Genomic DNA, 25,201 nt, shown 5'->3' with positions numbered 1-25,201 from the left:
CGTCAATCAGGTTTGAAATTCTGCCCCAGCGACATCGGTTTGTTCAACAAGATCGTCTGCGGATTGCGACAGATTATCACCAACACCACGATCGTGGCGACATACGGCAGCATCGACAGGAACTCCGACGGAATCGCCAGCCCCATGCCCTGGCCGTGGAACTGCAACACCGTCACGCCGCCGAACAGATAGGCGCCGACCAGCACCCCGCGCGGCTTCCACGTCGCGAACACCACCTGCGCCAGCGCGATCCAGCCGCGTCCCGCCGTCATGCCCTCGACCCACATCGGCGTCAGCGCCAGCGACAGATAGGCGCCGCCCAGGCCCGCCAGCGCGCCGCCGAACAGCACCGTGCCGTAACGCAGTCCGATCACCGGGAAGCCGATCGCATGCGCGCTGTGCGGCGACTCGCCGACCGCGCGGATCACCAGTCCCAATCGGGTGCGCGCCAGCATCCAGCCGATCGCCACCACCAGCAGCACCGACGCGTACACCATCGCATCGAAGCGGAACAGCAGCGGCCCGACGAACGGAATCTCCGACAGCAGCGGGAAGCTCAGTTGCGGCATGCGCTCCACCGTCTGGCCGACGAAGCCGCGCCCCATGAAGGCCGAGACGCCGATGCCGAACAAGGTCAGCGCCAGGCCGGTGGCGACCTGGTTGGTCTGCAGCGTCAGCACCAGGAAGCCGAAGATCAGCGACATCAGCATGCCGGCCGCCATCGCCGCGATCAGCCCCAGCCACATCTGCCCGGTGCCCAGCGTGACGCCGAAGCCGACCACCGCGCCGACCAGCATCATGCCCTCCATGCCGAGATTGAGCACGCCGGAGCGCTCGGTCACCAGCTCGCCCATCGAAGCCACCACCAGCGGCGTCGCGGCGCCGGCGGTGCTGGCGAGGAAGGCGATCAACAATTCAGTGGTCATCATGCGCTTGCTCCTACGGGGATGGCGCGCTTGCGCGGCTTCAGGCGGTAGTGGATAAACAAATCGGCGGCCAGCAGGTAGAACAGCAGCAGCCCCTGGAACATGCCGGTGATCGCCGACGGCACCTGCAACTCGATCTGCGCGGTCTCGCCGCCGATGTACAGCAGCGACATCAGCACCGCCGACAGCACCACGCCCAGCGGATGCAGCCGCCCGACATAGGCGACGATGATGGCGGCGAAGCCGTAGCCGGTCGACACCGACGGCTGCATCTGCCCCAGCGGCCCGGCCACTTCGCCGACGCCGGCGATGCCGGCCAGCGCGCCGCTGACCATGAAGGCCAGCCACACATTGCGCGGCTCGCTGAAGCCGGCGTACAGCGCGGCCGCCGGCGCCATGCCGCTGACCTGCATGCGGTAGCCGGCGAAGGTGTGCTTGCAAAAGAACCACGCCGCCAGCGCCACCAGCAGCGACAAGGGGAAGGCGGCGTTGACGCGCAGGTTCTCCACCAGCAGCGGCAAGGTGGCCGACTCGCTGAACATCTTCGATTGCGGGAAGTTGAAGCCGGCCGGATCGCGCATCGGCCCGTGCACCAGATAGCTGAGCAGGTGATACGCCACATACACCAGCATCAGGCTGACCAGGATCTCGCTGGTGTTGAAGCGCGTGCGCAGCAGCGCCGGGATCGCCGCCCACAGCATGCCGCCGATGGCGCCGGCCAGCAGCATCAAGGGCAGCACCCACCACGCCTGCACCTCGTCGAAGTACAAGGCGACGGCGCCGCCGGCGATCGCGCCGACGGTCAGCTGGCCGTCGGCGCCGATGTTGTTGACGTTGGCGCGGAAGCCGATCGCCAGGCCGACGCCGCACAGGATCAGCGGCGTCGCCTTCAGCAGCAGCTCGCCGACGCCGTACAGCGTGGTCCACGGCTTGATGAAGTAGACGTGGAACGCGTGCAGCGGCTCCTGGCCCAGAAAGAAGAACAGCACGGAGCCGGTCAGCAGCATGGCCAGCGCCGCGATCAGCGGCGACGCCAGCATCATGCGGCGCGAGGGTTCGGGACGTCGTTCAAGCCGCGACATGTTCTGCTCCTTGGTGGTCGAAATCGCCGCTCATCCACACGCCGATCTGGTTGATGCTGGTGCCGGCCGCCGGCACCGCGTTCGACAGGCGCCCGTCCGCCAGCACGGCGATGCGGTCGCTCATCATGAACAATTCGTCCAGCTCCTCCGACAGCACCAGCACCGCCACGCCCTGGTCGCGCATGTCGATGATGGCCTGGCGGATCTGCATCGCGGCGCCGATGTCGACACCCCACGTCGGCTGCGCGAAGATCATCACCTTCGGCGCCAGCGCGATCTCGCGGCCGACGATGAATTTCTGCAGATTGCCGCCGGAGAGCGAGGCCGCGGCCGACTGCTCGCCGCCGCACTTGACGTTGAAACGCTCGATCACCTTGCGTGCGAACGCGCGCACCGCGCCGCGCCGTATCAGGCCGTTGCCGACCATGCCGGTGTTGGCGGCCGGCAGATAGCCGGTCAGCAGCGCGTTGTCCGCCAGCGACAGGTCCGGCACCGCGCCGCGCCCGAGCCGCTCCTCCGGCACGAAGCCGAGGCCCAGCTGGCGCCGCTGCGCCGCGTTCAGCGCGCCGACGTCGCGCTGGAACAGCGTGACCGCGCCTTCGCGCGCCGCCAGCTGGCGTTCGCCGGAGATGGCCTTCAACAGCTCCTGCTGGCCGTTGCCGGAGATGCCGGCGATGCCGACGATCTCGCCGCTGCGCAGCGCCAGGCTGATGTCCTTCAGCCGCGTGCCGAAGGGATCGTCGCTTTGCACGTTCAGCTTGTCGAGCGACAGCAGCACGTCGCCCGGCGCCCGCGGCCGGTGCACGCACACCGGCAGTTCGCGGCCGATCATCAGTTCCGCCAGCGACTTGGCGCTTTCCTGTTTCGGATTGGCGGTGCCGGAGACGCGCCCGCCGCGCAGCACCGTGGCCTTGTCGCACAGCGACTGGATCTCGTCGAGCTTGTGGCTGATATACAGGATGCTGACGCCTTCGGACGCCAGCCGCCGCAGCGACTCGAACAATTTCAGCACCGCGTCCGGCGTCAGCACCGACGTGGGTTCGTCCATGATCAGCAGGCGCGGCGACTGCAGCAGGCAGCGCACGATCTCGACCCGCTGCCGCTCGCCGACCGACATGCTGTGCACCAGCCGCTGCGGATCGAGCGGCAGGCCGTATTGCTCCGACACCTTGCGGATGCGCGGCGCCAGTTCGGCCGGCGAGATCTTCTCGTCCATCGCCAGCGCGATGTTCTCGGCCACGGTCAGCGTCTCGAACAGCGCGAAGTGCTGGAACACCATGCCGATGCCCAGCTTGCGCGCGTCGTGCGGCGAGTTGATATGGACCTGCTTCCCTTCCCACATCACCTGGCCCTCGTCCGGCTTGACCACGCCGTAGATGATCTTCATCAGCGTGCTCTTGCCGGCGCCGTTCTCGCCCAGCACCGCGTGGATTTCGCCGGGCATGACGGTCAGGTTGACGCCGGCGTTGGCCACCACCGACGGATAGATCTTGGAGACACCGAGCATCTGCAAGCGAGGTTGGTTCATCGATGCAATCCTTAATCGTATACAAATTGGATAGCAAAACACACGCAAGTTATGTGCCACTACCACGCGATGGGAGACGCGCCGTTTTGGGCGCCACCACGCACCAAAGATGACACGAACGCTCACCAAACACGTGCGGATCGCCCGATTATGAGGACAAAACAAAGTGGTTTCGTACACAATCATTGTGTACAAGCGTTAGCACACTTCCTGCTTAGAGTAGACAGCACCACTCAACTGGAGAACCCGAACAATGCCATCCACTGGTCCTGCGCGCCCACAAGGCAAGCGCAAATCCACTAGCAAAGCGGAACCCGCCGCGCTGCCCGGCGCCCCGCTGAAACGCGGCACCACCGCCGTCGACCTGCGCATCTACCGCGCCGTGGTCAACGCCGTCATGAGCCACCGCCTGCCGCCCGGCACCCACCTGGGCGAGGCCGATTTCTGCGAGCTGTATCAGGTCAGCCGCACCACCGTGCGCAAGGCGCTGCAGCGGCTCGCGCACGATCACATCATCGAGCTGCGGCCCAATCGCGGCGCGGTCATCGCCTCGCCCACGCCCGAGGAGGCGCGCGATATCTTCGCCGCGCGGCGCGCGCTGGAACGCGAGATCGTGCCGCTGGTGATCCGCAACGCCAGCCCCGCTTCGCTGCGGCAGATCCGCGCCGCGCTGGAGGCCGAGGACGAGGCGCGCCGCACCGGCGACCGCGCCGGCTGGATACGCCTGGGCGGCGAGTTCCACCTGCTGCTGGCGCAGCTGGCCGGCAACCACGTGCTGCTGCGCTTCATGTCGGAGCTGGTGTCGCGCTGCTCGCTGATCATCGCGCTGTATGAGACGCCCGGTTCCGCCATGTGCGAGAACGACGAGCACCAGGACCTGGCGACGCTGATCGAAACCGGCAAGGTGAACGAGGCCACGCATCTGATCGAACACCACCTGCTGGAGATCGAAGGCCGGCTGCGTCTGGGCGAGCAGGACAAGAAAGTTAACCTGGCTGAAGCTTTGTCCGGCTTTTGAAATGTGGCCCGGTAATTGCTAGAGATGTTGAGGGAATTGAATCCAATCGATCAAGCAGATTGGATACAAAAGAAGTTCTTTCATACCGCTTACCAACTGACTGGAGTTCGCTTATGTCGCATCTTGTACGCAATACCGCCGCCCTCGCCGTTCTCGCCTGCTGCGCCTGCGCCGCGCAGGCCGCCGACTGGAGCGACACTTCGCTCAGCTACCGCTACGGCACCAAGTTCGCCGAGCCGTTCAACGACAACGACATCACCAAGAACATCGTCAACCTGAGCCACGTCTCCGGCTACAAGTACGGCAAGAACTTCTTCAGCGCCGACCTGCTGATGTCGTCCGACCTGGATCCGTCGGCGGCCGGCTCCAACAGCGGCGCGCACGAAGCCTATGTGCTGTACCGGAATACGCTGGACCTGGGCAAGGTCACCGGCAACAACTTCGCCTACGGCCCGGTGCGCGGCATGGGCGTCACTGTCGGCTTCGATTTCAACAGCAAGACCGACGCCGGCTACAACTCCAAGAAGCGCATGGTGGTGGCCGGCCCGACCTGGATGCTGGACGTGCCGGGCTTCCTCGATGTCAGCGTGCTGGCGATCTGGGAATCGAACGCGCCGTACAACACCTTCACCAACCAGGCCACGCCGCGTTACTCGTACAAGACCCACGCCATGCTGACCGGCGCCTGGGGCATCCCGTTCAACATCGGCATTCCGCTGTCGTTCGAAGGCTACGCCAACTTCATCACCGCCAAGGGCGACAACGAATTCGGCGGCGGCACCGCGCCGGAGACCAACATCGACATGCAGATCATGTACGACATCAGCGAAAAGATCGGCACGCCGAAGAACACCTTCAAGATCGGCATCGAATACCAGTACTGGAAAAACAAGTTCGGCAACTCCGACCACACCAACCCTGGCGCGACGGCGAGAACGCCGATGGTGCGCGCCGAATACCACTTCTAACCTCCCCGCCTACCCTTAAAGGAATAACCGTATGATGAATCGTCGCAAAGTACTGGCCCTGTCCGCACTGGCCGCCGTCCTCGCCGCATCGCCTTCGTTCGCGGCGGATCCGCTGAAGATCGGCTTCGTCTACGTCGGCCCGGTCGGCGACGCCGGCTGGACCTACGCCCACGACCAGGGCCGCCTGGCGATGGAGAAGGAACTCGGCGCCAAGGTCAAGACCACCTACGTCGAAAACGTGCCGGAAGGCGCGGACGCCGAACGCGTGATCCGCAAGCTGGTCGCCGAGGGCAACAAGCTGATTTTCACCACCTCGTTCGGCTACATGAACCCGACCGAGAAGGTCGCCAAGAGCACGCCCGGCGTGACCTTCCTGCACGCCACCGGCTTCAAGACCGGCAAGAACCTGGGCACCTACGAATCGCGTCTGTATGAAGGCGCCTACCTGAACGGCATCCTGGCCGGCAAGATGACCAAGTCCAACACGCTGGGCTTCATCGGCTCCTTCCCGGTGCCCGAGGTGATCCGCAACATCAACGCCTACACGCTGGGCGCGCAAAGCGTGAACCCGAAGATCAAGACCAAGGTGATCTGGGTGAACTCGTGGTACGACCCGGCCAAGGAACGCCAGGCCGCCGAGACGCTGGTGGCGCAAGGCGCCGACGTGATGGCGCAGAACACCGACTCGCCGGCGACGCTGCAGGTGGCGCAGGAAAAAGGCGTGTACGCCTTCGGCTGGGATTCGGACATGTCGCGCTTCGCGCCCAAGGCGCACTTGACGGCGGCCACCAACGACTGGTCCGGCTACTACAGCGAGACCGCCAAGGCGGTGATCGCCGGCACCTGGAAGACCGGCGACTATCGCGGCGGCCTGAAGGAAGGCATGGTCAAGATGTCGAAGGTGAACGCGGTGGTGCCTGCCGACGCGGTCAAGGCGTTTGAAGACAAGAAGGCGGCGCTGACCGCCGGCAGCTTCGCGCCGTTCACCGGTCCGATCAAGGACCAGGCGGGTACCGTCAAGTACGCCGCCGGCGTCGCCGTGCCGCTGAAGGACCTGCTGTCGATGAACTTCTACGTGCAGGGCGTGGAAGGCACGATTCCGAAGTAAGCATGGATCCGGTCCTGTTCAACGACTGGCATCCGGTCGCGCCGGCGTCGCACATCGCCGCCGGCGCGCTGCTCGCCACCGACCTGCTGGATACCCGCGTCGTGCTGTGGCGCGACAGCGGCGGCGCGCTGCACGCGTGGGAGGACCGCTGCCCGCACCGGGGCACGCGGCTCTCGCTGGGCGTGCTGCGCGACGACACGCTGCGCTGCGCCTATCACGGCTGGCGCTTCGGCGGCGACGGCCGCTGCCAGCACATCCCCGCGCTGCCGGCGCTGGGCGAGGCGCATCTGAAGGCGCGGGTGGCGAGCTACCAGGTGCAGGAGCTGTACGAACTGGCGTGGGTCTGCCTCGGCACGCCCGGCGACAACGCGCCGCCGCGCTTCCCCGAATTCGCCGACCCGGCGCTGCGCAAAGTCTGGTGCGGCCACTACGACGTGCAAAGCAGCGCGCCGCGCATCGTCGAGAACTTCCTCGACATGGCGCACTTCGCCTTCGTCCACGAAGGCATCCTCGGCGAGCAGCAGCACGCCGCCATCCCCGATTACATGGTCGAGAACTTCGACGACGCCGAATACGGCGCCGGCGTCCGGGCCAGTCGATGCCGCGCGTGGCAACCGCAGGCCAGCCAGGCCGCCACCGCCGGCGGCGACATCGACTACACCTACCGCGTGGTGCGGCCGCTGACCGCGATCCTGACCAAGCAGGCGCCGGGCGCGCTGCGCGAAGCGATCGCGCTGCTGCTGCAACCGTTGACGGAGACCAGCACCCGCGTGCGCATCATCCTGGCGCTGGACGATTTCAACGCCAGCGACGACGCGCTGCGCGCCTTCCAGGACACCATCTTCCTGCAAGACCAGCCGATCCTGGAAAGCCAGCACCCGGCGCGCCTGCCGCTGACCCCGGGCGCCGAAGTGTCGGTGGCCTGCGACCGCATGTCGCTGGCCTACCGCGCCTACCTGAAGCAACAGAACCTGCACTATGGAGTCATCCGATGAATACCGCAACGCAGCAAGACCATGAATTCCTGACCCGCGTGCTGGCCCTGGCGCAGCGCTCGCGCGACGAGGGCCACCATCCGTTCGCCGCGATGGTGGTGGCGGCCGACGGCGCCGTGCTGGCCGAGGCGATGAACGCCTCCAGCAGCGACCGCACCGCGCACGCGGAAATGAACGCGCTGCGCCAGGCGTCGCAGCGTTACAGCCCGGAACAGCTGGCCGGCGCCACGCTGTACGCCAACGCCGAGCCGTGCGCCATGTGCGCCGGCGGCACGTATTGGAGCGGCGTGGGGCGGGTGGTGTATGCGATGTCCGAGGCCAGCCTGCTGCGGCTGACCGGCAGCGACCCGGAAAACCCGACGCTGTCGCTGCCCTGCCGCGAGGTGTTCGCGCGCGGCCAGCGTCCGACCGAGGTGGTCGGACCGCTGCGCGAGGACGAGGCGCGCCTGGCCCACGCGGGCTTTTGGCGGAAATAGAAAGGTTCCATGGCCGGATGACGTTTCCGGGCGACACAAGGCGCCATCCGCAGCGAATGGATTTGATTAATTCCCCCAATAGGATCAAAGTAGGCGCATAAAGCCGTGCATCGGGCTCAAGAGCGATGCGGGGGAGACAAAACATGAAGTTTTTAGCAATCCTGGCCGCCGCCATGGCCATGCTCATGGCCATCAGCAACGCCGGCGCGCAAACGCCGCAGCCTGAAGCGGCCACGCCGGCATCGATCCGTTCCGCGCCCGCCAATCCCGACGCCGACGTCCCGCCGGCGTTGCGGCGTCCGCTACGCGACGCCTCGTCCGGCCCGATCCTGCTGCGCTACCAGGCGATGCAAAAACTCAAGAGGCGCTTCGACGAGGCCGACACCGACGGCAACGGCGCGCTCAACCGCGACGAGGCGCGCAAGGCCGGCCTGGGCTTCATCGACAAGAATTTCGACCACATCGACACTGCCCAGCGCGGCAACGTCAATTTCGAAGACCTGAAGGCCTGGATCATCCAGCGCCGCGAAGAGGCCCGCTCGCGCTAAGTTGCGCTACAACGGCGGCGCGTCGCGGCGCGGCAACGCCAGGATGAAGGTCGAGCCCGCGCCCGGCGCGCTGCGCAGCGTCAGGCTGCCCTCGTGCACTTCGGCCAATTCACGCGAGATGTACAAACCCAGCCCCAGCCCCGACGGCACCTCGTTGCCGACCCCGCGCTCGTACGGCTCGAAGATCTTCTCCTGCTGCTCCGGGGCGATGCCCGGACCATGGTCGCGCACCTCGATGCGGGCCCACTCCTGCTCCACCACCAGCGCCACCTCGACCGGCTGCTGGCCGCCGTAGCGCAGCGCGTTGGTCAGCAGGTTGACCACGATCTGTTCGATGCGGAACTCGTCCCACCAGCCGCTGACCGGCGTTGCCGCCTCCAGCGTCAACGTGCAGCCGGCGGTGATCGCCTGCGGCGTCAAATCGTGCACCAGCCGCCGCAGCAGGCCGGACAGCTCGACCCAGCCCGGCCGCAGCGACAGCTTGCCGCTGCGGATGCGCGACACGTCCAGCATGTCGTCGATCAGCCGGATGATGCTCTGGATCTGGCGGTCGTCGCGCGCCACCATGCGCTGCAACTGCTCGGCGCCGAAGGCCGCCATGTTGCCGCGCTCCAACTGCATCTTGCGCAGCTGGGTTTCCAGGTACAGCGTGTTGAGCGGCGTGCGCATCTCGTGCGACACCATCGACATGAATTCGTCGCGCATCGTCAGCGCGCGCTGCAACTGCACCTGCGCCGCGTTCAGCTCGGCCAGCGTGGCCTCCTGCTGCTGGCGCGCCAGCTCCAGCGCCTCGACCTGGCGCCGGGTCGCCTCGCGCTGCTCGTACAGCGCCACGAACACCTGCACCTTGCCCTTGACCGCGCGCGCGTCGAGCGGCTTGTACAGCACGTCGACCGCGCCCGCCTCGTAGCCCTTGAACGAGTAATTCAGCTCCTTGCCGGCCGCCGTGACGAACACGATCGGAATCTGCCGCGTCTTCTCGGTGCCGCGCATCAGCTCGGCCAGCTCGAAGCCGTCCATGCCCGGCATCTGCACGTCGAGGAAGGCCATGGCGAAGTCGTGTTGCAGCAGCAAGGCCAGCGCCTCCTCGCCGGAACCGGCCGCGAACACCTGGCGCCCGTCGCCGCGGATCACGGCGTTGAGCGCTTGCAGGTTTTCCGGCAGATCGTCGACGATCAGCAGTTTGGTGGGGGACGCGACGTGCATTAAATATTCTCCAACATCAACAGCAATGTATGTATGTCATCCAGCGGCAGGACCAGGTCGGGCGCGCGCAGCTTGATCGCCTCGTTCGGCATGGTGGCCACCTCCGCCTCCTGCGGATCCTGCACCACGGTCAGCCCGCCGGCCGCGCCGATCGCCGCCATGCCGGCCGCGCCGTCGTTGTTGGCGCCGGTCAACAGGATGCCCAGCAGCCGGGGGCCGTAGGCGTCGGCCGCCGATTCCATCAGGTAGTCGATCGACGGCCGGGCGAAGTGCAGCGGCGCCTCGCAGCTGAGCGAAAAACTGCGGTCCTGCTCGACAGACAAATGGTAGCCGGAACCGGCGAAATACAGCGTTCCGGACGATACCGGCTCCTTGTCGGCCGCTTCGCGCACCGGCATCTGCATCCGCTGCTGGAACACGTCGGCCAGCTGGCTGCGGCGGTTCTCCGGCAGGTGCAGCAGCGCCACCACCGGGCGGCCGTAGCCGGCCGGCAAACCGGGCAGCAGTTTCAGCAGCGCGCCGACGCCGCCGGCGGACGCGCCGATCACCACCGCCTCGATGCTGCGGCCGGTCAGCGCCGCCCTGATCTGTTCGCGGTTCATGGTCAGCGCTTGCGGAACAGGCGTTCGCGCTTCATCACCGGCTCGAAGCTGGGCGCGTAGGCGGAAAAGTCGATGCTCTCCTTGCTGCCCAGGCCGAGGAAGCCGCGATGGCACAGCGATTCGTGGAACAGGCCGAAGGCGCGCTCCTGCAGCTTCTTCTTGAAGTAGATCATCACGTTGCGGCAGCTGATCAGATGCGTCTCGGCGAACACCGCGTCGGTGGCCAGACTGTGGTCGGCGAAGGTGACGTTGTCGCACAGCGAGCTGTCGAACAGCGCGGCGTTGTAGGCCGCCGTGTAGTAGTCGGAAAAACTGCGGGTGCCGCCGGCCAGCTGGTAGTTCTCGGTGTACTCGCGCATCGCGTCCAGCGGGAACACGCCCTTGCGCGCCTTCTCCAGCGATTGCGGGTTGATGTCGGTGGCGTAGATCATGCTGCGTTCCAGCAGGCCCTCCTCGCGCAGCAGGATCGCCATCGACACCACTTCCTCGCCGGTGCTGCAACCGGCGATCCAGATCTTCAGCGACGGGTAGGTGCGCAGCACCGGCATCACCTGCTCGCGCAGCGCCTTGAAATAGGTCGGATCGCGGAACATCGACGTCACCGGAATCGTCAGATACTGCAGCAGCTGGCTGAAGGCGGCCGGCTCGTGCATGATGCGCGCCTGCAGGCCCGAAATGCTGTCGCACTCCATCTCGTGCAGCGCGTGCAGCACGCGGCGCTTTTGCGAGGCGCCGGTGTAGTCGCGGAAATCGTAGCTGTACTTCAGGTAGATGGCCTCGACCAGCATCTTCAGCTCGATATCGGTGTCGCTGTTCTGCATGCTAGCTCCGTTCACCGTTCGGCATCCACACCCGCAGCAGCGAGTACAGGCGCGACAGATCGATCGGCTTGGCCAGGTAGTCGCTGGCGCCGGCGGCCAGGCATTGTTCCTGGTCGTCCTTCATCGCCTTGGCGGTGATGGCGATGATCGGCAGGCGCGGGAAGCGCGGGTCGGCGCGGATGCGGCGGGTCGCCTCCAGGCCGTCCATGCCCGGCATCATCACGTCCATCAGCACCAGGTCGATGTCGGCCACGCTGTCGAGTTTTTCCAGCGCCTCGAAGCCGTTGCGGCCCACCTCCACCAGCACGCCCTTCTGCTCCAGCGCGCTGGTCAGCGCGAAGATGTTGCGCACGTCGTCGTCCACCAGCAGGATGCGGCGGCCTTCGAACACGCGGTCGCGCGAGCGCACCGTCTTCAGCATCTTCTGGCGTTCGCTCGACAGGTCGGCTTCGACCTTGTGCAGGAACAGCGTCACTTCGTCCAGCAGGCGCTCCGGCGAACGCGCGCCCTTGATGATGATCGAGCGCGAATACTTGTGCAGGTCGGCCTCTTCGGCGCGCGACAGGTTGCGGCCGGTGTAGACGATCACCGGCGGGAACGCCGCCAGCGATTCGCCGGCCATGCGTTGCAGCAGCTCGTTGCCCTGCATGTCAGGCAGCTTCAGGTCGATGATCATGCAATCGTAGATGGTGGTGCGCAGCAGCGTCAGCGCCTCCTCGCCGCTGCCGACCGCGACGATCTCGACGTCGTTGTCGGAGATCAGCTGCACCACGCTGTCGCGCTGGCGGTCGTCGTCCTCGACCAGCAGCACGCGCTTGATCTTCTGCGTCAGCTTGCCCTCGATGCGGCGGAACACTTCCATCAGCTGTTCGCGCGTAGTCGGCTTCAGCGCGAAGCCGATCGCGCCCAGGTGCAGCGCGGCCTCGCCGTTGTCGGTGCCGGACAGCACGTGCACCGGGATGTGGCGGGTGGAGGCGTCGTCCTTCAGCAATTGCAGCACCGACAGGCCGGAGCGGTCCGGCAGGCGGATGTCGAGCAGCACCGCGTGGGGACGGTATTCGCGCGCCAGCGCCAGCCCTTCGTCGGCGTCGAACGCGACCAGGCAGCGGTATTGTTTTTCATGCGCCAGCTCGTACAGGATGCGGGCGAAGGCGGCGTCGTCCTCGACCACCAGCACCAGCCGGGTGGCCGGACCGGCGTCGGTGCCGACCAGGTCGCGGTCGTCGGAGAAGGCGCGCACGCGCGGCGAGGTCGGCGCCGGGACCGGGACCGGCGCCGGGTTGGGCGTCGGCAGCGCGTGCAAGGGGCTGAACGGCGCGCCGCCGCCGGCCGGGGTGTAGGCGGGCGCGCTGGTGCCGGCCTCGCGCGGGCCGGGCGCCGGCGCGGTCCACGCCAGCGGCAGGGTCAGCGTGAAGCAGCTGCCCTTGCCCGGTTCGCTGCTCAGGCTGATGGCGCCGCCCAGCAACTGCGCCAGGTCGCGCGAGATCGACAGGCCCAGGCCGGTGCCGCCGTACTTGCGGCTGGTGGTGCCGTCGGCTTGCTGGAAGGCGTTGAAGATGCCCTGCTGGTCTTCCGGCCGGATGCCGATGCCGGTGTCCTGCACCGAGAAGCTGACGCCGCCGGTGCCGGCGGCGTGCGCGGTCAGCACGATCCGGCCGTTGCTGGTGAACTTGAGCGCGTTCGACAGCAGGTTCTTGAGGATCTGCTCCAGGCGCTGGCGGTCGCTGACCATGTGCGGCGCCAGGTCGTCGGCGATCTCGACACTGAAGGCCAGCTTCTTTTGCATCGCCAGCGGCTCGAACACCATCGCCATGCCTTCGACCACGTGGCGCAGCGACAGCTGCTCCGGCACCAGGTCCAGCTTGCCCGCCTCGACCTTGGAGATGTCGAGGATGTCGTTGATCAGGTTCAGCAGGTCGTTGCCGGCGGCGTAGATGGTGTTGGCGAAGCGCACCTGCTCGTCGTTCAGGTTGCCGGGCGCGTTTTCCGACAGCAGCTTGGCCAGGATCAGCGAGCTGTTGAGCGGGGTGCGCAGCTCGTGCGACATATTCGCCAGGAATTGCGATTTGTATTGGCTGGCGCGCTCCAGCTGGTCGGCGCGTTCCTCCAGGTCCTGCTGCGCCTTGCCCAGCGCGGCGTTCTTCTGGTCCAGCGCGTTGCCCTGTTCGGCCAGCTGTTCGTTGGTCTGCTCCAGTTCGGCCTTCTGGTTCTCCAGGCTGGCCTGGGATTCCTCCAGCACCCGCGACTGTTCCTCCAGTTCCTCGTTGGCGGTGCGCAGTTCCTCCTGCTGCACCTGGAGTTCCTCGTTGAGCTGCTGGGTCTCGGCCAGCACTTCCTGCAAGCGCTGGCGCGAGCCGCTGGCGTCGATGGCGTTGCCGATGTTGCCCTTCACCAGCGTCAGGAACTCAACGTCGCGCTGCGCGATCGGGCGCAGCAGGCCCAGTTCGATCACGCCGTTGATCTCGCCGTCGTTGTCGACCGGCGACAGGATCACGCTGACCGGCGAACCGGCGCCGAGGCCGGAGGCGACCTGGATGAAATCGGCCGGCACGCGGTCGAGGCGGATCACGCGCTTCTCCAGCGCGGCCTGGGCCACCAGGCTTTCGGACGGCTTGAGCTGCTGGTCGCGCTGCTCCCATTCGGCGCTGAAGCCGTAGGAGGCGACGCGGGTGAAGCTGCCGTCGGGATTGCGCAGGTACAGCGCGCCGACCACCACGTCCATGTAGCGCGCCATGAATTGCAGCAGCGACGACGACAGGCGCGGCAGCGCCATCTGGCCGATGCCCTGCTGCGCCAGCTCGCTCTGGCCGGTGCGCAGCCAGGCTTGCTGCGCCAGGATCTCGGCGTGTTCGGTGTGTTGGCGCAGCACCTTGTTAAAGATGCCGGACAGGCCCAGCAGCTCGCGCCGGCCGAACCAGGCCAGGATCGCGCCCACGCCCAGCGTCAGCACCAGATAGATCACCGCCACCCAGATGGTGACGCTGCGGGCGTCGGCGGTGCGCTCCTGGCGGATGCGGTTTTCGTAGTTGACGAAGGCGTCGAGCTGGCGGCGGATCTCGTCGAACTGGGTCTTGCCGCGCCCGGTCTTGACCGGACCGGTGACGTCGCCGCCGGCGCCGCGCAGCTTGATCATGTCCTGCGCGTACTGGTCCCACTGCTGTTGCTGGGCCAGGATATTGCGCAGCCGGCCGACCTGCAGCGGGCTGTCCTCGACCAGCTTGGCCAGCGAATTGATGCCGGACACCACTTTCGGCTTGGCCAGCACATACGGTTCCAGGAAGTTTTCATCGCCGGCCAGCATATAGCCGCGCATGCCGGTTTCCATGTCGACCATCTGCTTGCCGATCTCGTTGGCGCTGCCGATCACCCGTTCGCTGTGCTCGACCCAGTTCATGGTCGTGATCAAATAAGCAAGCAAAACCACGAACACGCCCGCGCTGACCACCCCGGCGGCCAGCGGCAAAGTGATGTTGCGCAACAAAATGCGGCGGAAACCGCTGTCATCCATCGACGATTGTAGAGGCATGGTCCGGGCCAAGGTAACTTAAGAAGCAAGAAGTTTAGCCTAAATACAAGCCATGCAAGTCACCTAACTCAATCGTGCGTACAGGAAATAACATTTCCGCTATGCGGCCGCGCCCCAGACCACGCCATCGGCGCGCACCGTGGTGCGGTTGAGGATGCGGCGCTGGCCTGGACTGATCGGGGTGGCCTTGTGGGCGACGTGCAGATTGTCGGCCACCACGACGTCGCCGGCCAGCCACTGATGGCGGTAAGTCGCGCCCGGCCGCGAATAGTGCCGCTCCACCGCCTGCATCAGCGCCTGCGAATGCTGCGGCGAATGGCCCAGCACGCCGGCGGTCAGGCCCAGGTTCAGGTACAGCGCCGGGACGCCGGTCATCGGGTGCCTGAGCATCAGCGGGTGTACCACGCCGTTGCGGTGCGCCGTGTTCAGGCCGGCGAATTCCTGCTGGATCTCCGGCTCCAGCTCGGACCAGGCCCGTTGCAGATCGGTGAACAGCGTGTCGCCGCCCTGCTCCGACCGCGCCACCGAGTACCAGAAACTGATCGGCGTCGGATCTTCACGGAAGGAACCGTCCGAGTGCCAGTAGCGGCCGACCTCGACGTGGCCATCCTCCGGCCGGCTGGCGACGCGAAAGATTTCCGGCATGCCGTCGATCTGGCCGCGCATGGTCGGGAAGGTCTCCAGGCTGCCGAACAGCCGGGTCGCGGCGACCTGTTCCTGCGGCGTCAGCGACTGGTCGCGAATGACCAGCAGGCCGTGTTCCAGCAGCGCGGCGCGCAGCTGTTCGGTGACGGCGGGGTCGGCCCGGCGCAAGTCCAGGCCATCGATGGAGACGCCGAAACCGGCGGGGAGCGGGGTGATATGCATACAGCCTCCTGGGATTGGGTATGAAATCACTATAATCCCGCCTTCTTACGCTGATAATATAAGCAGATTCGCATTCACCTTTGCGCAGGACGCAAAACATGGACAGATTCGCCGAACTGAAAGCGTTTAGCCTGGTCGCCAGCAACGGCGGCTTTTCCGCCGCTGCGCGCCAGTTGGGCATGGCCACCTCGTCGGTGACGCGCCTGGTCGACGCGCTGGAGCTGCGCCTCGGCACGCCGCTGCTGAACCGCTCGACGCGCAGCGTCACGCTGACCGACAGCGGACGCGGCTACCTCGAGCACGCGACGCAAATCCTGGCCTCGCTGGACGAAGCCGACGACGCCGCGTCCGGCGGCAATACCGAGCCGGGCGGCGTGCTGCGCATCAGCGCGCCGGTTACGCTGGCGATCCGCTACATCGCGCCGCTACTGCCGGAGCTGGCGCGGCGCTATCCCAAGCTATCGCTGGACCTGCGCCTCAGCGACGCGCTGAGCAATATGGTCGATGAAGCGATCGACGTCGCCATCCGCATCGGCAGCCCGGAGCAGCAACCCAACCTGATCGCGCGCAAGCTGGCCGACCACCGGCGCCACATCTGCGCCAGCCCCGCGTATCTGGCGCGGCACGGCGCGCCGCAAACGCCGGAGCAACTGGTCGGGCACAACTGCCTGCTGTTTTCCTACGGCGCGGCGCGCCACAGCTGGCGGCTGCGCGACGCCGAACAGGCGCGGGAAATCGAAGTGCGCGGCACGCTGCAAGTGAACAATTCGGAGATGTTGCGTCAGGCCGCGCTGGGCGGCCTCGGCCTGGCGCTGCTGCCGGGCTGGCTGGTGCAACAGGATCTGGAGGCCGGCACGCTGCTGCCGGTGCTGGACCGCTATCAGGCCAATCCGGGGGAGATGGATGTGGGCATCTACGCGGTGTACGCCGCCAGCAGGCGCGGCTCGGCGAAGATCAAAGCCTTCACCGACCTGCTGGCGGAGGCGCTCGGCTGACACCGGGCGCCTCCGGGCACCGCTTAATGCTTCTCCGCCGGCACCAGCTTGCGGATCCTGGCCACCTGGCCGGCGTCCGCCGCCGAGGCCTGGTTGCCCCAGCTCTGGCGCACGAAGGTCACCAGCTGCGCCGCTTCCTCGTCCGACAGGCGCCAGGCGAAGCCCGGCATGCCGAGGTTGGACGGCGCCGCCTTGGTCGACGGCAGCGAGCTGCCTTCCAGCACCAGGCGGATCAGCGAAGTCGGATCATCCGACAGCACACTCGGATTGCCCGCCAGCGCCGGGAACACCGGGCCGTTGGAATGCGCGTCGCTGCGATGGCAGGCGGCGCAATTGTCGAGATACAGCTGCGCGCCGCGCCCCTCCTCATGCCCGGCCTTCAGCGCCTTGGCGGTGACGTCGCTGGCCGCGTAGCGCGACTTCTCGGCCGCGCCCGGCGTCAGCGACTTCAGGTAGGCCGCCATGGCCTTCAGGTCGTCCGGCGTCATCTCCTGGGTGCTGTGCTTGACCACGTCGGCCATCGGACTGCCGACCACCGCCGAATGCGCATTGCGCGCCTTGCTCAGCGTATCGACGATGTCCTGCTCCGACCATCGGCCCAAACCGCCCGCCGGATCGCCGCGCAGATTGACCGCCAGCCAGCCGTCGATCACCGCGCCGCCGGCCAGGAAGGCCGGATGCGACTCATCCTGCGCCAGCTCCTGCATGGTGGCCGCACGCGGCGTATGGCAGGCGCCGCAGTGGCCGAGGCCCTGCACCAGGTAGGCGCCGCGCGCCAGCGCTTCGCTCTGGTACTTGCTCAGCACCAGCGGCTCGACCGGCGGCGCGTAGGTCTTGCGCCAGATCGCCAGCGGCCAGTTCAGCGACAGCGGCCACTTGATGTCGCTGCCGCGATCGGCCTGCGCCACCGGCGCCACGCCGTGCATGAAGTAGGCGTACAGCGCGCGCAGATCCTGGTCGGTGATCTTGGCGTAGGACGGGTACGGCATCGCCGGATACAGCGTGTCGCCGTTCTTGCGGATGCCGTGCCGCACCGCGCGGTCGAAGTCGTTCAGGCTGTAGTTGCCGATGCCGGTCGCCTTGTCCGGCGTGATGTTCGAGCTGTACAGCGCGCCGACCGGGGTCGCCATCGACAGGCCGCCGGCGAACGGCTTAGCGTCGGGACCGCCCGCCGTGTGGCAGGCGATGCAGTCGGAGGCGGTGGCGATGTAGCGGCCCTGCTCGATCAGCTGCGCGCTCGGCGCGGCCAGGCCCAGTTCGCCGGGGCCGATGTCGCGCGTGGCGGTGGCTTGCGCCGCGTAGGTATAGGCCAGCGTCACGCCCAGCGCGGCCAGGCCGGCGACGATCAACAATCCTTTTTTAGCTTTGTTCATGTGCGCTCCTTAAGCCTGGACCAGCGGGCCGGGGTTCTTCAAATACAGCTCGCGGATGGCCTTGGCGGTCCAGTAGGTCAGCGCGCCCACCATGCCGGTCGGGTTGTAGCCGTTGTTCTGCGGGAAGGCGTTGGCGCCTGGCGCGAACACGTTCGACACGTCCCACGATTGCAGGTAGCGGTTCAACGCCGAGGTCTTCGGATCGGTGCCCATGATGGCGCCGCCGCAGGTATGGGTCGACTGATACTGCGTCACGTTGTAGTGGTCGCCGTTCTTCTTGGCGTCGCCCTTGATCGCCAGCGGCGACAGCACCTTGCACATGTCGCTGGCCTTCTCGACCAGGTATTGCGAGGCCTTGATCTCGTTGTCGTGCCAGTCGAAGGTCATGCGCAGCAGCGGACGGCCGAAGGCGTCTTGGTAGGTCGGATCCAGGCTCAGGTAGGCGTCCTGGTAGGCCATGCACGAGCCCTGCACCTCGTAGTAGAACGAATGGCGGAACGCTTGCTTGACGCCCTTCTTCCAGTCGCTGCCCCAGTTCGGCACGCCCGGCGGCGTGGCGATGCCGCGCACCGGACCGCCGCCCGGCTGGCGCGCCCAGACGATGCCGCCGCCGATGAAGCCGGTCTTGGCGCTGTCGTTGCGGTTGCCGTTCAGGTCGTCGATGGTGGTGCCGCCGCCGCCGATGCCCATGAACTGGTTGGCGTGCACGGTCTCGTCGAAGAACAGCGAGACGCGGTTCAGGTTCTGGTACGAATAGTTGCGGCCGATGGTGCCGGTGTTGCTGACCGGGTCATACGGCACGCCGATGCCGGACAGCAGCAGCAGGTGCACATTGAACAGCGAGAACGCGCACAGCAGCACGATGTCGGCCGGCTGCTCGGTCTCGCGTCCTTGCGCGTCGAGGTAGGTGACGCCGGTGGCTTTCTTCTTGTCGGCGGTCAGGTTGACCTTCAGCACCTGCGCCAGCGTGCGCAGCTCGAAGCCCTTGCGGCCGCGCAGCACCGGCAGGATGCAGGCGTTGGGGCTGGCCTTGGAATAGTTCAGGCAGCCGTAGTCGCTGCAGAAGCCGCAGAAATTGCACGGTCCCATCTGGCAGCCGTACGGGTTGGTGTACGGCGCGGAGGCGTTCGAGGCCGGGATCGGATACGGGTGGTAGCCCATCTCGCGCGCCGCCTTGTAGAACAACTCGCCGCCGAGATAGTTCGGATTCGGTCCCAGCGCGAATTCGCGCGAGCGCGAGCCTTCGAACGGGTTGCCGCCCTCGACCACTTTGCCGTTGAGCACGCCGGCCTTGCCGGAGGTGCCGCACACGTATTCGAAATGGTCGAAGTGCGGTTCCAGTTCCTCATAGGTGACCGGGAAATCCTGGATCGTCATGCCTTCCGGGATGAACTTCTTGCCGTAGCGTTGCTCGACATTGCTGCGCACCTTGAAGTCTTCCGGCAGTGCGCGGAAATGGCAGCCGGACCAGTGGCTGCCGGCGCCGCCGACGCCGGTGCCCGGCTTGAACGAACCCATCTGGCGATACGGCACGGCGGTGTCGCCGCTGCCGTGGCGGATGGTCACGGTTTCCTTCGACAGCGCCTGCAGGTATTTGCGGTGCACCGAGCCTTCCAGCTCGTCGACCACGCGCGGGTAGGAGAAATCGGGTTGCGTGTCGCGGTCCGGGCCGCGTTCCAGGCACACCACGTTGAGGCCGGCGTCGGTCAATTCCTTGGCCATGATGGCGCCGGTCCAGCCCATGCCGACAATCACGGCGTCCACTTTGTTTTTTACGATAGTCATTGTTTTATCCTCTGCGTCCGGCCAGATCGACGGGGCCGATCGGATACGGTTTGTCGCGGACTTGTACCCAGTCCAGGTAATCGGCGCGCATGCCGGGATAGCCGATCATCTTCCACGAGCCCATGCCCTTGTTGCCGCCGTGCTTGGGGTCGGCGAAGTAGCCGTTGCGCACCTCGTTCAGCAAGTTGGTGAAGAACAGCTTGGCCGAAATGTCTTCCAGCTTCAGCTTGCCGCCCTCGGCCGCCTTCAGCAGTTCTTCCTGCTTCTTGGGGTCCAGCTCGGCGAAGGCCTTGCCGCCGGGCTGGCTGACGCAGTAGGCGTCCAGGTTCTTGATGCCGACGCGGATGATGTCGCGCAACCCCAGCTTGCCCTGGTAGCCGAACTCCGGCGCGGCGCTGACGAACGGCCCCTGCATGTACCAGATGTCGCCCGACGCGTACGGCGTCTGCATGTGGCGGTCGAGGAACTCCAGCACGCCCAGTTCAATCGCGCCGGGGCCGTGTTCGTCGTGCGGAATCAGGCGGTCGACGGCGGCGCCGAGGAAGCGCCATTCGGCGGCGTTGAAGAAGGCCGGGGTGTATGCCTCCGGCTTGCCTTCGGCTGCAGCGGCGTCGGCCGCGCTGGCGGACGCCGGCTGCAACGCGCGTACCGCGCCGGCCGCGCCGGCCACGCCGATGGGGATGAACACCATGCTTTTGATAATGCTCCGCCTTGACGGCGATTGTGTGTCGTCGGACATTTCTCTCTCCTTGTTTGACTGCTCAGGGTTGCCGCGCGCTGCGCGCCTCCCAGCGGTAGCCGACCCCGTAGACGGCTGAAATCGCTTCAGCCAGGCCAGCCTCTTCCAGTTTCCGGCGCAGGTTCTTCACATGCGTATCGATCGTGCGGTCGTGCACGATGCGCCGGTCCTCGTACACCCAGGTGCGCAAGTCGTCGCGCGACAGGGCCTTGCCGGGCGCGTCGCGCAGAATCTTCAGCAGGCGGAACTCCACCGGCGTCAACGCCAGCTCCTTGCCGTGGACGAAGGCGCGCAAGCCCTGCTCGTCGATCTGCAAGCCGGGCTGCGGCGTACCAGCCGGGCGGCGGCGCAGCACCGCGCGCACCCGGGCCACCACTTCGCGCGGGCTGAAGGGCTTGCAGATGTAATCGTCGGCGCCGCTGTCGAGGCCGTCGAGACGGTCCTCTTCCTGGGCGCGGGCGGTCATCATGATGATCGGGATGTCGCCGCCGGCGCGCAGCGCGCGGCACAGGGTCAGGCCGTCCATGCCGGGCAACATCCAGTCGAGCAGGATCAGGTCGACGTCGCCGGCGGCCACGGTGGACTGCACCGACAGGCCGTCGTGCTGCGCGCTGGCGCGGTAGCCGGCCGCCTTCAGGTAGCTGACCAGCAGCCGCGCCAGGCGTTGCTCGTCCTCCACCACCAGGATGTGCGGCGCGTTCACGCGTCGGCTCCCGGCAGCGGCAGCGTGATCAGCACCGTCAGGCCGCGTGGCGCGGCGCGCTCCGTGCCCGCGCCGACGTTGCGGACGGCGGCAACGGCGCCATGGCCGACGGCGCCGACCGCGCTGACGATGGCGCCATCGTCAGCGCCCTGGCCCGCGCGACCGAGCGCGCCATGGCTGGCGGCGGCGCCGGCGCGGTCGGACGCGTCGTGGTCGGCGCGATGATTGGCGCTTTGCTTGCCGTGGCTGGCGCTGATGACGCCGCCGTGCGCTTCGGCGATGCTGCGGCAGATCGCCAGGCCGAGGCCGCTGCCGCCGGTGGCGCGGCTGCGCGCGCGGTCGCCGCGCCAGAAGCGGTCGAACAGCAGCGGCAAGGCCGCGTCGGCCACGCCGGCGCCGTTGTCGGCGATGCGCAACTCGACCTGCCGTCCGCGCGCCTGCAAGCGCACCTCCAGCGCGCTCGCGCCCTCGGCGTGACGCAGCACATTGTTGAACAGATTGCGCAACAGCTGGCGCAGACGCACCGTGTCGCCCTCCACCGTCAGCGCCGCCGGGCTGTCGAGCCGCAACGCGATGCCGGCCTGCGCCAGCGGCTCGCGCCATTTGTGGGCCTCGCTGGCCAGCAAGGCCGCCAGGTCCAGCGCCTCGCGCCGGTAATCGAAAGCGCCCACCTCGGACAAGGTGATCTGGCGCATATCCTCGACCAGCCGGCTCAGGGTCGCCACCTCGTCCATCAGCAAGCTCAGACTGTTGGCGTCGGTCGGCTCGATGCCGTCCTCCATCGCCTCCAGCTGCGCCTGCAGCACCGACAGCGGCGTGCGCAATTCGTGCGAGATATCGGCCATGAAGTGCCGGCGCAACGCCTCGTTGCTCTCCAGCGTCGCGGCCATGATGTTGAAATTGCGCGCCAGCGTGCCCAGCTCGTCGCGATGACCGTGCGGCACGCGCACCCCGTAATCGCCGGCCGCGACCTTGGCGGCGGCCGCGATCAGGCGCCGCGTCGGCGCCACGAAGCTGCGCGCCAGCAGCATCGCCGCCAGCGCGGCCAGCACCAGTGTCGCCAGGCCGATGCCCAGGCTGTCACGCTGCTGCTGTAGTTGAAAGCCCTGCTCCGCCTCTTCCTGCAAGCCGCGCAACGGCGCGCCGGCCAGCGTACCGACCGCGACGCCGTCGACCACGATCGGCTGGTGACGCAAGTCCGGGCCGTCCTGCAGATTGCCGGCCAGGTGATGGCCTTGCATGTCGTACAGGCCGAGCCGGCGCGGCGCCTTGTCCGCCACCGCATAGTAGATGGAATCGCCGCCGGGACGCGCCGACGTGGCGCGCTCGCGGCCGATGGCGCCGGTATAGCGCTCCCACGCGGCGCGGTTGCCGCGGATGAAGGCCCAGTTGTTGCCGTGCTCGACGTAGGCCTGCGCGAACTCGAAGGCCATCGCCTCCATGCGGCGCGCCTCGACCTCGTTCAGATAGCCCTGGAAGCCGCGCTGGAAGCTCCAGCGCGTGCCCAGCCCGACACCCACCGCCGTCAGCACGCTGACGATCAGCAGTGAAAGGAACAGCCGCGCGGTGATACCGATTTTAACCATCAGGCCATTTAGCCACGGCCCCTCGCGCGCGGCAAGCGGCGGACGCGAAACTGCCGCGATTCTTCACCGAAACTCCACATTGTTGTGGAGTTGGCCACGCTCAGTTGCGCGGCAGGCTGACCGCGAACACCACCTGCGGTTCCTCGTAGCGGTAGGCGATCTCGCCGCCGTGCTGGTGCACGATCTGTTGCGCGATATACAAGCCCAGGCCCAGACCGCCGCGGTTGTGCACATTGCCCACCGAAGTATGCTTGAGCGGGCTGTACAGGTTGGCCACCATCTCGGCACCGATCGGCGGCGCCACGTTGCGCACCTCCAGCACCACCGTGTCGCCGCGCTCGGCCAGCGTCACCTCGATGGCCTCGCCCTGCGCGCCGTGATGGCGGGCGTTGCTGACCAGGTTGCTGACGACTTGCATCATGCGATCGCTGTCCATCATCAGCGGCAGCGCCGGCGGCAGGTCGGCGACGATGCGCAGGCCGGGGCTGGCGATGCGCGACTCGTCCAGCAAGTCCTGCAGGGCCGGCACCAGGTCGACCAGGTTTTTCTCCAGGCCGAGGCTGAGGCCGCCGTTGAGGCGGCTCATGTCCAGCACCTGGCTGATCAGCCGCTCCATGCGCCCGCTGGACGCCTGGATGCGGGTGCTCATGGTGCCGGCCGCGCCGCCGTGCTGCAACACCGTGGCCGCCATATTGATCGAATGCAGCGGGCCGCGCAGGTCGTGCCCCAGCATCGCCAGCAGCTGCGAGCGGGCGCGGTCGGTCTCGACGTGGCGCGCCACGCTGGCGCGGTGCATCTCGCCGAGCAGCTGGCCGGCCGCCAGGCGCGCGGTGGCGTCCCACGGCACGGCGCGGCCGCGCACGGTCTCGCGCCACTCGTCGAACGAACCGCGCGGCGTCAGGCGCGGTCCCAGCGGACCGACGCGGACGATCTTGTCCGGCCGACCGGCCCAGCGGATGGTGTTGATCTGCTCGCGCCGCAGCGCCAGCAGCCAGCCGGAGGTCGACGGATCGAAGCGCAACGCCAGCATCCCGGCCCATGGCGCCAGCGCGTCGCGCAGCTCCTCCGGCCAGTCGCCGAGCGCGCTGCGTTCGATGATCTCGTCGCCGCTTTGCGGCAGCGAAGCCACCATGCGTTCGGCCAGCGCCAGATCGATGTCGCCGTGCACCATCAGCTTGCCGTACTGGGCCACCACCAGCGCCTCGGCCTGCAGCGACAGGCACAGCGCCGGCGCATGTTGCAGCAGCGCGCGCGCCGGCTCGTCGTGGTGCAGCAGGGTTTCCATGACGCGGGTGCGCACGGCGGCCGACTGCTCCGCCATCAGCGCCCGCTCGCGCGCCTCGATCGACTGCACGATGGAGGCGATCACCTGGGCCATGACGTCGGCCGCCATGCGGATCGAATACGGCACCTGCAGCGCCGTCATGTGGTGACAGGCCAGCAAGCCCCACAGTCGGCCGTTGACCACGATCGACACGCTCATCGACGCGCCCACGCCCATGTTCTGCAAGTATTCAATGTGCACCGGCGAGACGCTGCGCAGCACGCTGTGGCTCAGGTCGAGCGGCGCGGCGCCGGCGCGGCCCACCAGCGGCGACGGCCGGTAATTGATGTCGGCGATCAGGCGCAGCGTGTTGATGATGTACAGCCGGCGCGCCTGGGCCGGGATGTCGCTGGCCGGGTAGCGGCGGCCGAGGTAGGGTTCGAGCTCGTCGCGGAGCGACTCGGCGGTGACGTCGCCGCTGTCGTCCTGGTGGAAACGGTAGGCCATCACGCGGTCAAAGCCGGTGATGGCGCGCACCTGTTCGGTCGCCAGTTGCAGCAGGCTATCGATGGATTTTTGCCGCTTGAAGCGGTCGATCGCCGCGTGCGCCTTCAGCGCGAACGCCGCCACCGCGTCGCTCGGCACCTCGCGCAGCTCGAACTCGATGATGATGCGGGCCGCGTAGGCATGCACGATGCAATCGAACTGGTGCGTGCCGATCGCCACTTCCAGCGCGATCGCGGGCGCCTCGCCGTCCTCGATCAGGTCGCGGCATTCGGCGGCGATGGCGTGCACTTCGGCCGGCAGCGGCAGCGACGCCAACGGCGCCCCCAGCGCCAGCGTCAGGTCCAGCAGCTGCGGCGCGTTGTCGCTCCACGCCTGCAAGGCGCCGTCGATGTCGAAAGCCAACAGGGCACCATGCGGCTGGATACTGCCCGGAATATGGATGGGCTCATCCGCACAGTTGTCCAGCGTTACGTTATCAGTCGCTTGCATCGGTGCGGCATCGCTCATGAAAAGGGGGGAATGCCGCAGATTCTACCACCCGCGCGCGTTGTGCCCCCGTTCAGATGTCCGCACGCGCC

The 25,201-nt window shown here is 67.1% G+C and carries 21 protein-coding genes; 7 read left to right on the top strand and 14 right to left on the bottom strand.

Annotated elements, in window-relative coordinates; all coding sequences use genetic code 11:
- Nucleotides 1-2 precede the first annotated feature (2 nt).
- The 3 genes from GW587_RS24945 to GW587_RS24935 are packed head-to-tail and all read right to left on the bottom strand — an operon-like array spanning nucleotide 3 to nucleotide 3,536.
- Complete coding sequence (locus GW587_RS24945) at nucleotides 3-929, bottom strand: ABC transporter permease (RefSeq protein ID WP_166107611.1); 927 nt, start codon at nucleotides 927-929, stop codon at nucleotides 3-5.
- Nucleotides 926-2,008: an ABC transporter permease gene (locus GW587_RS24940; RefSeq protein WP_166107610.1), complete on the bottom strand. Its 1,083-nt coding sequence runs from the start codon at nucleotides 2,006-2,008 to the stop codon at nucleotides 926-928. The genes GW587_RS24945 and GW587_RS24940 overlap by 4 nt, the downstream gene beginning before the upstream one ends.
- A complete protein-coding gene (locus GW587_RS24935) occupies nucleotides 1,995-3,536 on the bottom strand; it encodes an ABC transporter ATP-binding protein (protein WP_166107609.1) in 1,542 nt (513 codons plus the stop codon). The genes GW587_RS24940 and GW587_RS24935 overlap by 14 nt, the downstream gene beginning before the upstream one ends.
- Nucleotides 3,537-3,789: 253 nt before the next feature.
- On the opposite strand from GW587_RS24935, the gene GW587_RS24930 reads away from it, so the two are divergent.
- The 6 genes from GW587_RS24930 to GW587_RS24905 all read left to right on the top strand — a co-directional run bounded on the left by GW587_RS24930 (nucleotide 3,790) and on the right by GW587_RS24905 (nucleotide 8,649).
- Nucleotides 3,790-4,554 (top strand): GntR family transcriptional regulator, encoded by a 765-nt coding sequence (locus GW587_RS24930; protein ID WP_166107608.1) that lies wholly within the window; start codon nucleotides 3,790-3,792, stop codon nucleotides 4,552-4,554.
- 113 nt (nucleotides 4,555-4,667) lie between these two features.
- Complete coding sequence (locus tag GW587_RS24925; protein WP_166107607.1) at nucleotides 4,668-5,522, top strand: outer envelope protein; 855 nt, start codon at nucleotides 4,668-4,670, stop codon at nucleotides 5,520-5,522.
- Nucleotides 5,523-5,553: 31 nt separating this feature from the next.
- Nucleotides 5,554-6,630 carry a BMP family ABC transporter substrate-binding protein gene (locus tag GW587_RS24920; protein ID WP_207393635.1) on the top strand — a complete coding sequence of 359 codons (1,077 nt, stop codon included), beginning with the start codon at nucleotides 5,554-5,556 and terminating at the stop codon, nucleotides 6,628-6,630.
- A gap of 2 nt (nucleotides 6,631-6,632) precedes the next feature.
- Nucleotides 6,633-7,625, top strand: coding sequence for an aromatic ring-hydroxylating dioxygenase subunit alpha (locus tag GW587_RS24915; protein ID WP_166107606.1), 993 nt, complete (start codon nucleotides 6,633-6,635; stop codon nucleotides 7,623-7,625).
- The gene (locus GW587_RS24910; protein WP_166107605.1) at nucleotides 7,622-8,101 is read left to right on the top strand and encodes a nucleoside deaminase; all 480 of its coding nucleotides are present in this window, start codon (nucleotides 7,622-7,624) and stop codon (nucleotides 8,099-8,101) included. The genes GW587_RS24915 and GW587_RS24910 overlap by 4 nt, the downstream gene beginning before the upstream one ends.
- A 143-nt stretch (nucleotides 8,102-8,244) precedes the next feature.
- Nucleotides 8,245-8,649 (top strand): EF-hand domain-containing protein, encoded by a 405-nt coding sequence (locus GW587_RS24905; RefSeq protein ID WP_166107604.1) that lies wholly within the window; start codon nucleotides 8,245-8,247, stop codon nucleotides 8,647-8,649.
- A gap of 6 nt (nucleotides 8,650-8,655) precedes the next feature.
- On the opposite strand, the gene GW587_RS24900 is transcribed toward GW587_RS24905, so the two are convergent.
- The 5 genes from GW587_RS24900 to GW587_RS24880 all read right to left on the bottom strand — a co-directional run bounded on the left by GW587_RS24900 (nucleotide 8,656) and on the right by GW587_RS24880 (nucleotide 15,671).
- Nucleotides 8,656-9,855 carry a hybrid sensor histidine kinase/response regulator gene (locus GW587_RS24900; RefSeq protein ID WP_166107603.1) on the bottom strand — a complete coding sequence of 400 codons (1,200 nt, stop codon included), beginning with the start codon at nucleotides 9,853-9,855 and terminating at the stop codon, nucleotides 8,656-8,658.
- Complete coding sequence (locus GW587_RS24895) at nucleotides 9,855-10,457, bottom strand: chemotaxis protein CheB (protein ID WP_166107602.1); 603 nt, start codon at nucleotides 10,455-10,457, stop codon at nucleotides 9,855-9,857. Before GW587_RS24895 ends, GW587_RS24900 begins: the two co-directional genes overlap by 1 nt.
- A 2-nt stretch (nucleotides 10,458-10,459) precedes the next feature.
- Entirely contained in the window at nucleotides 10,460-11,278 is an 819-nt protein-coding gene (locus GW587_RS24890) for a CheR family methyltransferase (protein WP_166107601.1), read from the bottom strand.
- Nucleotide 11,279: 1 nt separating this feature from the next.
- Nucleotides 11,280-14,804, bottom strand: coding sequence for a response regulator (locus GW587_RS24885; RefSeq protein ID WP_166107600.1), 3,525 nt, complete (start codon nucleotides 14,802-14,804; stop codon nucleotides 11,280-11,282).
- Between the two features lie 99 nt (nucleotides 14,805-14,903).
- Nucleotides 14,904-15,671 carry a TauD/TfdA dioxygenase family protein gene (locus tag GW587_RS24880; RefSeq protein ID WP_166107599.1) on the bottom strand — a complete coding sequence of 256 codons (768 nt, stop codon included), beginning with the start codon at nucleotides 15,669-15,671 and terminating at the stop codon, nucleotides 14,904-14,906.
- 98 nt (nucleotides 15,672-15,769) lie between these two features.
- Between GW587_RS24880 and GW587_RS24875 the strand changes: the two genes are divergently transcribed.
- On the top strand, nucleotides 15,770-16,666 hold the full coding sequence (locus GW587_RS24875; RefSeq protein ID WP_166107598.1) for a LysR family transcriptional regulator: 897 nt from the start codon (nucleotides 15,770-15,772) through the stop codon (nucleotides 16,664-16,666).
- A 23-nt stretch (nucleotides 16,667-16,689) separates the two neighbouring features.
- On the opposite strand, the gene GW587_RS24870 is transcribed toward GW587_RS24875, so the two are convergent.
- From GW587_RS24870 to GW587_RS24845, 6 genes are all read right to left on the bottom strand, one after another.
- Nucleotides 16,690-18,039 (bottom strand): cytochrome c, encoded by a 1,350-nt coding sequence (locus GW587_RS24870; RefSeq protein WP_166107597.1) that lies wholly within the window; start codon nucleotides 18,037-18,039, stop codon nucleotides 16,690-16,692.
- Nucleotides 18,040-18,048: 9 nt separating this feature from the next.
- Complete coding sequence (locus tag GW587_RS24865; protein WP_166107596.1) at nucleotides 18,049-19,824, bottom strand: GMC family oxidoreductase; 1,776 nt, start codon at nucleotides 19,822-19,824, stop codon at nucleotides 18,049-18,051.
- 4 nt (nucleotides 19,825-19,828) lie between these two features.
- Nucleotides 19,829-20,563 (bottom strand): gluconate 2-dehydrogenase subunit 3 family protein, encoded by a 735-nt coding sequence (locus tag GW587_RS24860; RefSeq protein ID WP_166107595.1) that lies wholly within the window; start codon nucleotides 20,561-20,563, stop codon nucleotides 19,829-19,831.
- A 22-nt stretch (nucleotides 20,564-20,585) separates the two neighbouring features.
- On the bottom strand, nucleotides 20,586-21,266 hold the full coding sequence (locus GW587_RS24855; RefSeq protein ID WP_166107594.1) for a response regulator: 681 nt from the start codon (nucleotides 21,264-21,266) through the stop codon (nucleotides 20,586-20,588).
- The gene (locus tag GW587_RS24850; protein ID WP_166107593.1) at nucleotides 21,263-22,852 is read right to left on the bottom strand and encodes an ATP-binding protein; all 1,590 of its coding nucleotides are present in this window, start codon (nucleotides 22,850-22,852) and stop codon (nucleotides 21,263-21,265) included. Before GW587_RS24850 ends, GW587_RS24855 begins: the two co-directional genes overlap by 4 nt.
- Before the next feature lie 100 nt (nucleotides 22,853-22,952).
- Nucleotides 22,953-25,112 carry an ATP-binding protein gene (locus GW587_RS24845; protein ID WP_166107592.1) on the bottom strand — a complete coding sequence of 720 codons (2,160 nt, stop codon included), beginning with the start codon at nucleotides 25,110-25,112 and terminating at the stop codon, nucleotides 22,953-22,955.
- Nucleotides 25,113-25,201 lie beyond the last annotated feature (89 nt).

This window comes from Duganella aceris, assembly GCF_011090165.1.
In the GTDB taxonomy this organism is placed as follows: domain Bacteria; phylum Pseudomonadota; class Gammaproteobacteria; order Burkholderiales; family Burkholderiaceae_D; genus Rugamonas; species Rugamonas aceris.
This window is presented reverse-complemented; position numbering and strand designations above follow the sequence as displayed.